We start from the raw sequence: 1,925 nt of genomic DNA, 5'->3' as shown, positions 1-1,925 counted from the left end.
GGTCGCCGGGTGCTGCCACATTTCGGTGTGCATGGCCGGGGCCATCACCACCGGGGCGCGGGTGGCCAGCAGGGTGCCGGTGAGCAGGTCGTTGGCGATCCCGGCGGCCGCCTTGGCCAGCAGGTCGGCGGTGGCCGGAACGACGACCACCAGGTCGGCCTCCTGGCCCAGGCGCACGTGGTTCACGGTGTCCACCGCGTCGAACACGTTCGAGGTAACCGGGTTGCCGCTGAGGGCCTCAAAGGTGGCGTTGCCCACGAACTGGGCTACGTTGCCGGTGGGAATCACATCGATGTGGTGCCCGGCCTCGCGCAGCAGACGCAGCAGCAGGACGGACTTGTAGGCGGCGATCCCGGCGGAGACCCCGAGCACGATTCTCTTCAACTTCTACCTCACAATGTGGGACTGGGTGGCGGCCTGCGGGCTTAAACAGCGAATGGCGCCACCGGTGCTAACTGGGGCGCCATCCGTTGAAGTGTTGACTTACTCGGCGTCGGCCGGGGTGACCTTCAGCAGGCCCTCGTTCAGTTCACGCAGGGCGATGGTCAGCGGCTTCTCGTTGAGCTTGGTTTCCACCAGCGGGCCAACGTATTCGAACAGGCCTTCGTTCAGCTGCGCGTAGTAGGCGTTGATCTGGCGGGCGCGTTTGGCCGAATTCAGCACCAGCGCGTACTTGGACTCATCGGTCTTCAGCAACGAGTCGATTGAAGGGTTGATGATTCCTTCAAGGTTTTCGGTCACAGGACTCCCCTTATTTTTCGTCTAGCCCCATGAGGGACACAAGCTCTTCGGCGGCCCGCGACACACTGTCGTTGACAATGGTCACGTCGAATTCCGGTTCGGCCGCAAGTTCCAGTTTAGCGGTTTCCAGCCGGCGCTGCTGTTCCTCGCTCGATTCGGTGCCGCGGCCCACAAGCCGGCGCACCAGTTCATCCCAGGAGGGCGGGGCCAGGAACACGAATTGTGCCTCCGGCATCGACTCTTTGACCTGGCGTGCGCCCTGCAGGTCGATTTCCAGCAGCACCTTCTTGCCCTCGGCCACTGCCTGTTCCACGGTGGAGCGGATGGTGCCGTAGCTGTTTTGCCCGTGCACGACCGCCCATTCAAGCATTTGTCCGGATTCGACCAGCTCCCCAAAGCGCTTGGGCCCAACGAAGTAGTAGTGGACCCCTTCCACCTCCCCCGGGCGCGGATCGCGGGTGGTGGCGGAAACCGACAACCAGACCTGCGGATAGTTCTCACGGATGTAGGTGGAGACGGTGCCCTTGCCTACGGCCGTGGGGCCGGCCAGAACCGTTACCGACGCTGGGGTCATTTACTACGCTTTCGTCTTGGGCGGAGATTGCTTGAAGTGTTCAGTGATCGCCACCCGCTGCTTGCGTCCCAGGCCGCGCAGGCGGCGTGACGGGGAGATCCCCAGGCGTTCGAGCAGGTTCGCGGCGCGGACCTCGCCGACGCCGGGCACTGATTCGAGCAGGTCCATCACACGCATGCGACCGACTGCCTCATCTTCGTACACCAAGTCTAGTACCTCAGTGATGGAGATTTTTCCGCTACTGAACTGGGACTTGATCTCAGCCCGACGGGTGCGGGCGGCCAGGGCCTTGGCACGGGCGCGGATCCGGTCTTCGTCTGAAAGTTCTCGCAGTACCATCGTTCAGCCATCCTTCATCAGTTGTGGACTAAGGCCATGTTGTGAACATAACCACCAAACGCGGCATTTGCAAGAGTAATCGCGCTGTGGCTACTAGAAACCTTAGTAGCCACAGCGCGATCCGACTACTTTACTAACCGGCGGCGAGCAGTTCGTCGCGTACCATGCGGGCCTTGTCCCGCAGCGCCTGGACCCCGGGTCCGGCGCGCAGGATGTCCCGGCTGCTGCTGGCCAGCACCTGGCGGTGGCTGCTGGCGAAGCTGTTGGCAAG

4 protein-coding genes are annotated in these 1,925 nt (G+C 62.9%); all 4 read right to left on the bottom strand.

Annotated features, from left to right (window positions below; all coding sequences use genetic code 11):
- The coding region (locus JCM19049_RS12875) for a flavoprotein (RefSeq protein WP_279403171.1) at nucleotides 1–375 on the bottom strand (375 nt) is incomplete at its 3' end.
- 108 nt (nucleotides 376–483) lie between these two features.
- Entirely contained in the window at nucleotides 484–741 is a 258-nt protein-coding gene (gene rpoZ / locus JCM19049_RS12870) for a DNA-directed RNA polymerase subunit omega (protein WP_054821784.1), read from the bottom strand.
- 10 nt (nucleotides 742–751) lie between these two features.
- On the bottom strand, nucleotides 752–1,315 hold the full coding sequence (gene gmk / locus JCM19049_RS12865) for a guanylate kinase (protein WP_054821783.1): 564 nt from the start codon (nucleotides 1,313–1,315) through the stop codon (nucleotides 752–754).
- A gap of 3 nt (nucleotides 1,316–1,318) precedes the next feature.
- The gene (gene mihF / locus JCM19049_RS12860) at nucleotides 1,319–1,654 is read right to left on the bottom strand and encodes an integration host factor, actinobacterial type (RefSeq protein WP_054821782.1); all 336 of its coding nucleotides are present in this window, start codon (nucleotides 1,652–1,654) and stop codon (nucleotides 1,319–1,321) included.
- Nucleotides 1,655–1,925: the final 271 nt, after the last annotated feature.

It is taken from the genome of Arthrobacter sp. JCM 19049, assembly GCF_001310435.1.
The sequence above is the reverse complement of the archived record's forward strand: the minus strand, read 5'-3'. Positions and strand labels throughout refer to the sequence as shown.

Excerpts from the sequence above, each read along its gene's own strand:
- gmk (WP_054821783.1), bottom strand. The coding sequence starts at position 1,315 with ATGACCCCAGCGTCGGTAACGGTTCTGGCCGGCCCCACGGCCGTAGGC.
- mihF (WP_054821782.1), bottom strand. The coding sequence starts at position 1,654 with ATGGTACTGCGAGAACTTTCAGACGAAGACCGGATCCGCGCCCGTGCC.